Annotated in this window: 9 protein-coding genes; 7 read left to right on the top strand and 2 right to left on the bottom strand. The window is 48.0% G+C overall.

Going from position 1 to position 5899, the window contains the following annotated elements; translation table 11 throughout:
* Positions 1 to 141: 141 nt before the first annotated feature.
* Entirely contained in the window at positions 142 to 270 is a 129-nt protein-coding gene (locus L5220_RS14130; RefSeq protein WP_499574284.1) for a hypothetical protein, read from the bottom strand.
* Positions 231 to 596, bottom strand: a complete 366-nt coding sequence (locus L5220_RS14125) for a transposase family protein (protein ID WP_499574282.1) — start codon at positions 594 to 596, stop codon at positions 231 to 233. Before L5220_RS14125 ends, L5220_RS14130 begins: the two co-directional genes overlap by 40 nt.
* Positions 597 to 683: 87 nt before the next feature.
* Between L5220_RS14125 and L5220_RS14120 the strand changes: the two genes are divergently transcribed.
* From L5220_RS14120 to L5220_RS14090, 7 genes are all read left to right on the top strand, one after another.
* Entirely contained in the window at positions 684 to 2678 is a 1995-nt protein-coding gene (locus tag L5220_RS14120; RefSeq protein ID WP_499574281.1) for a C-terminal helicase domain-containing protein, read from the top strand.
* 260 nt (positions 2679 to 2938) lie between these two features.
* Positions 2939 to 3406: a DUF29 domain-containing protein gene (locus tag L5220_RS14115; RefSeq protein ID WP_499574279.1), complete on the top strand. Its 468-nt coding sequence runs from the start codon at positions 2939 to 2941 to the stop codon at positions 3404 to 3406.
* 1 nt (position 3407) lies between these two features.
* Positions 3408 to 3857: a DUF29 domain-containing protein gene (locus tag L5220_RS14110; RefSeq protein WP_499574277.1), complete on the top strand. Its 450-nt coding sequence runs from the start codon at positions 3408 to 3410 to the stop codon at positions 3855 to 3857.
* Between the two features lie 16 nt (positions 3858 to 3873).
* Positions 3874 to 4320, top strand: coding sequence for a DUF29 domain-containing protein (locus L5220_RS14105; RefSeq protein ID WP_099798871.1), 447 nt, complete (start codon positions 3874 to 3876; stop codon positions 4318 to 4320).
* 11 nt (positions 4321 to 4331) lie between these two features.
* Positions 4332 to 4865 carry a hypothetical protein gene (locus L5220_RS14100; protein WP_499574275.1) on the top strand — a complete coding sequence of 178 codons (534 nt, stop codon included), beginning with the start codon at positions 4332 to 4334 and terminating at the stop codon, positions 4863 to 4865.
* Between the two features lie 22 nt (positions 4866 to 4887).
* Positions 4888 to 5322, top strand: coding sequence for a transposase family protein (locus L5220_RS14095; protein WP_499574273.1), 435 nt, complete (start codon positions 4888 to 4890; stop codon positions 5320 to 5322).
* A partial coding sequence (locus L5220_RS14090) for an ISL3 family transposase (RefSeq protein WP_499574271.1) occupies positions 5319 to 5899 on the top strand: 581 nt, incomplete at its 3' end. The genes L5220_RS14095 and L5220_RS14090, both read left to right, overlap by 4 nt.

Here is a 5899-nt window from a genome sequence, read left to right as displayed (position 1 = left end):
CTTCCGATCTACCAAACTTTTATAGTTTCCAGATAGGTCAATGCTCACCTCAATAATTTGATTGAGTACTGCTGCTCCCCATGCCTCAAGCACTTGCCTCACATCTTCCTGCTTGCGAGAAGGGGCAAAGGCAAGGGGAATTCACCGCTCTAAATCGACGAAAACAACTATGTAATCTCCTTGTCCTTTACCTAAGGAAATCTCATCTATACCTAATCGTTTTACTGAACTCACATCGACGTTGAGTTTTTTACTGACATACTGTACCATTGACCATACTTCTTCATCAGTGAGACCATTTGAAATTGCAACATTATGAATGTTGCTGTGCAAAACCTGTTGCACGATTGACTGAGCAAATCGATCCGTTTGCTTSCGAYSTTGATCTTAAGAAATACGGTTCGTCCACTGATGCTTAAATCTCGCACTAGATACCAATGATTCTGGCGTAAATGACAACTTTTTTGTTGGCAACGTGGGCAAATCGCCTCGGTTGTCTTTGCTTCCACTATAAGAATCAATTCTCCCGCAACATCGGTATAATCTTCAACCTCAATTCCAGGTAGGTTGAGTAGATCAGTTAGAAGTAGCTGCATATCTCAGATTTCGTATAGCATGTTACATTAGCATACCAAGTCCGATAGACCCAAAAGTGAAAAGGAAAAAGTGAAGAACGGTTTTATTTGGAGTTTGCCGATGGGCGGCGATCCTATTTCCCGATTCGTCGGCCTCGGACAGTGCGGTTTACGATTGGCGAACCCCAGACCGATCCCTATGCCCGGTTATATAGCGATCGCGTAGTGGATGTGATCAATGCCCTCAATTTACCGCGCTACGGCTTAGGACTGTATGAAGCCCCCAAGCCCAAACAGCCCCCCACAGATGAGGAACAAAAACTATTAGCCAATCTGTCCCATGCCGGTAAGCGGTTAATGGGCTTTTGCCGCACAAATTTATTTAAGCGATTAGAGAGTAGCGGCGCTGCCTTTATCCAGTCGTTGGAGCGGCATATTCTGCGGAATTATGTGTATCTCCATGCGATTGCCCGCGACCTCCCTCTGCCGATTGGCACCCAAGATGCGGCGTTGCTGGATGAAGTAGGCAACGATGAAGATGAAGATTTGCTCTTGAGCCAGGATTGGGAAGAAGACCCTCATCCCCTAACCTCTTCTCCCCAAGGAGAAGGGGAACTCGAAGACACTCTTACTCCCCTCTCCCAACAAGGGAGAGGGGCCGGGGGTGAGGGCAGTTTTGCGCGTCGAGCTGCCGAAATCTACAACCTCTATCGAGATCAATACCCGCGTCGGTTTAAGTGGATTCGTGCCAATCTGTTTCGTCCAGAGTTGCAGCAGCATCTTGAGCAGGATGCCACCGCCTTGATGGGAATTTTGCAACTGGCAGGAAACTGGAACCCAGCGTCGGATGCCAAGTTAGGGGCGCTGGTGGTGTTATTACAACAGCAGCATCCGACGGAAAAGGTGCTGATTTTCACTCAGTTTGCCGATACCGCCCGGTATCTGGCAAGGGCGCTTGAAGACCGGGGCATTGGGCAAGTGGGCTTAGCAACAGGACAATCGGCTGACCCGACGGCTCTGGCGTGGCGGTTTAGTCCCATCAGTAATGAAAAGCCTATTCCAGCAGCGGAGCAATTGCGGGTATTGGTGGCGACGGATGTGCTGAGTGAGGGGCAAAATCTACAGGACTGTGCCATCATTCTCAATTACGATTTGCCCTGGGCGATTATTCGCCTGATTCAGCGGGCGGGGCGGGTAGACCGGATTGGGCAGCAGGCGGAGGAGATTCTCTGCTACTCGTTTTTGCCAGCGGAGGGGGTGGAGCGGCTGATCAATCTGCGAGGACGGTTGCGCGATCGCCTCAACGAAAATCAAGAAGTGGTGGGCACCGATGAAGCCTTTTTTGAGGATGAGCAAGCACGGGAAGTCTTGTTGAATCTCTACAATGAGCGATCGGGGGTGCTGGATGAAGCCGATGAGGGCGATGTGGATTTGACCTCCGAGGCATTGCAGATCTGGCAAAGTGCGATCGAGGCCAACCCTGCCCTTAAAGGGACGATCGAGAAATTACCGGATGTGGTGTATTCCACACGGGAGCATGAACCCACTGGATCAGATCCGGAGGGTGTATTGCTGTACCTCCGCACGGATAGCGGCACCGATGCCCTAGCCTGGGTGGACAAAGACGGTAACAGCGTTACCCAGTCGCAGATGCGGATTCTCCGGATGGCCCGGTGCAGCATTGATACCCCGCCCTTGCCCCGCCATCCCCAGCACCATGAATTAGTCAAACGGGGTGCAGAGTTGATCGCGGAGCAAACTAAAACGGTGGCGGGCACCCTGGGCAATAAGCGCAGTGCGGCGGCACGGACGTATGATCGCCTGATGGCCTACACCCAACATGTTCGCGAAACCACCCCCCTACTGGCAATGGGGACGGAATGGGAAAACTTGGAACGAGCGATCGAGGAGATTAACCAGCATCCCTTAAAGCAGAATGCGATCGCCCGCCTGAATCGGGAATTGAAGGCAGGGATCAGCGATGAGCAGTTAGCACAACTGGTGACCTTTCTGCGGGAGCACGATGCCCTATGCGTAATTAACCCAGAGGAACGGCGAGATGGGGCACAGATTATCTGCTCGATGGGATTATTTAGCGGCTAAATTAGAGTCTAACAGGCAGGTTTAGGAGCGTGAAATTGTTTTATAGCAGTGGACAGGCCGCTTGAGACACTCTCAAGCATCTGGGCTTGGCCCTCACCCCCGGCCCCTCTCCTTTGGGAGAGGGGGGTCGGCAACCAGGGCTTAAGTCCTTCTCCTTGGGGGAGAGGGATTTAGGGTGAGGGAGAACTGCCGCAGTGTAGAAGCCAAAATTTGTCCTAACCGAATAGACAACCGCCATAGATCGTTAAGGAGATTCTCTAATGTCTCAAACCCCAAATCTAAGCTCCCTCTATGACCAAGATATTTTGTTGTGGTCAGAAGATACGGTTGCCAAGCTGAAAGCACGGGACTTTGACCATCTGGATATTGAGCATTTGATCGAAGAGGTAGAGGCATTGGGGATCTCTCAGAAAAAGGAATTGATTAGTCGTTTAATTGTTTTACTAGAACATTTATTAAAACGGTTATATGTGAACTTGCCCGGTGACTACAATGGATGGGAGCGAACAATTCGGACTCAGCGTTCGGAACTAGAAGTTTTATTAGATACCGCACCGAGCTTAAGCAATCGATGGGAACTCAGTTTTGATAAGGCTTGGCAAATTGCGCTTAAAAATGTACGGAAGGAATATCCTCAAGTCTCTTTTCCGGATGCATGGAGTTACGATCGCACCATCGAGCAATTATTGAATAATGACTTTTGGCTGCAATCCACTGAGGAGAATTAGTATGCCATCCAATCTCTATGAAACTGATTTTTACGCCTGGACACTGGAGCAGTCAAAGTTGCTTAAGGAAGGCGATTTTAAGCATCTGGACATCCCAAATTTAGTGGAGGAAATTGAGTCATTGGGGAAGCAACAGCGTCAGGAACTGAGAAACCGACTCGGTGTTTTAATTGGGCATCTTTTGAAGTGGGATTATCAGCCCGACAAGCGCAGCAAAAGCTGGCGCGTGACCATTCAAATCCAACGTCGTGAAATCGAAGATCTGTTGGACGAGAACCCTAGCCTCAAGCCCTATTTGTTAGAGGCGATCGCTAAGGGATATAAAGCTGGAGTCGATCTGGTACGGCTAGAGACTCCCCTGGATTATGAGGATTTACCGAAGACTTGTCCTTATACATCCGAGCAACTGTTCGATCCAAATTTTCCCGCTGATTTGAATTCAATGATCTGAGTTAGGACTTGAATATATGCCATCCAATCTCTACGAAACGGATTTCTATGCCTGGACACTGGAGCAGTCAAAGTTGCTTAAGGAAGGCGATTTCAAGCATCTGGACATCCCAAATTTGGTGGAGGAAATTGAGTCCTTGGGAAAGCAGGAACGTCGAGAACTGGAAAGTCGCTTAGGAATTTTAATTGGGCACCTGTTGAAGTGGCACTACCAACCGGAACAGCGCAGTAAAAGTTGGCGAGCCACAATTCGCGAGCAACGGCGAGCAGCACAAAAACTAATCGGTCAAAACCCTAGCCTCAAACCCTATCTGACAGAGATAATTGCCGATGCTTATGAATCTGGTAAGGATTTAGTTGTGGGTGAAACCCCTTTAGACTATGAGGATTTACCCCAAAGTTGTCCCTATACACCCGAACAACTCTTTGACCCTAACTTTCCCACTGATTTGACCCCTGCTTGAGTTGATCTGAGATGCCACTGAATCGCCAACGTGCCCAAAAGTATCTCCAGACGTTTGATTTTGAGTCCCTATTCATTGAAGAATTGGGCTGGGATACGGTCGATCGCGTCACACTGCCCTTCGAGATTGATGGTCACTATTTTGAGGTGACTTCAATTGCTCAAAAGCGCGGCTTTATTGTTTACCAATGTCTCACCCCAGAGATTCCAGCGCGGTCAGTTCGGGTGAAGCTCGATCGCCAACTCACAGGCTACAGCAAATCCCACCTGTTGGTGTTTGCAGATGAGGGCAAGATACAGCAGGAATGGTTGTGGTTGAAGCCACAAGTAAAAAGTAAAAAGGCAAAAGGTAAAAGTGAGGAGAGGACTGAATCTACTAGGGCGGTGCGATCGCACTCTTACAAAGTGAGCCAAAATCCGGAACCGTTATTGCAAAAGCTAGAGGCGTTGATCGTAGACTTCAAGGAAGAACAGAGCCTCACCCATGTAGATGTTGCCCAAAAGGTGAAGCAGGGGGGGTCTATCGGACTTGGTATGCTAATGTAACATGCTATACGAAATCTGAGATATGCAGCTACTTCTAACTGATCTACTAAACCTACCTGGAATTGAGGTTGAAGATTATACCGATGTTGCGGGAGAATTGATTCTTATAGTGGAAGCAAAGACAACCGAGGCGATTTGCCCACGTTGCCCACAAAAAAGTTGTCATTTACACCAGAATCATTGGTATCTAGTGCGAGATTTAAGCATCAGTGGACGAACCGTATTTCTTAAGATCAATCGTCGCCAGTTTAAGTGTCGAACTTGTGGTAAGCCATTCGGTGAAACGCTCGATTTCATCGGCAATCGTCGCAAGCAAACGGATCGATTTGCTCAGTCAATCGTGCAACAGGTTTTGCACAGCGACATTCATAATGTTGCAATTTCAAATGGTCTCACTGATGAAGAAGTATGGTCAATGGTACAGTATGTCAGTAAAAAAAACTCCACGTCGATGTGAGTTCAGTAAAACGATTAGGTATAGATGAGATTTCCTTAGGTAAAGGACAAGGAGATTACATAGTTGTTTTGGTCGATTTAGAGCGGCGAATTCCCCTTGCCCCTTCTCGCAAGCAGGAAGATGTGAGGCAAGTGCTTGAGGCATGGGGAGCAGCAGTACTCAATCAAATTATTGAGGTGAGCATTGACCTGTCTGGAAACTATAAAAGTTTGGTTCATAAACTCCTACCTAATGCTACGGTGGTTGCCGACCGATTTCATGTTATGAAGATTGTGAATCAGGAATCGGATAAGGCTCGACAAAGTATTTGTAAAGCGAATGAACAGACGGTAAATGGAGTCCAGAAAGCCCAGATTGCAGTCGCGCTCAAACAAAGTAAATATGCCTTACTCAAGCCGGAGGAAAATCTAACTCAGAAGCAAAAAGCAAAACTGGAAGAAATTCGAGAAGTAGTGCCAAGTCTGGCTCGAATGCATCAGGAGAAGGAATCGTTTAGAGCCATCTTTGAGCCAGCAAAAGATTGGAAAGATGGAACCTTTCAATTGCTCGATTGGTTAGCTCAAGCTCAGGATTGTTT

The sequence above is a fragment of the Synechococcus sp. PCC 6716 genome (assembly GCF_022570815.1).
GTDB lineage: Bacteria > Cyanobacteriota > Cyanobacteriia > Thermosynechococcales > Thermosynechococcaceae > Thermosynechococcus > Thermosynechococcus lividus.
Note: the sequence above shows the minus strand (reverse complement) of the source record. Positions and strands in the feature narration are given on the sequence as shown.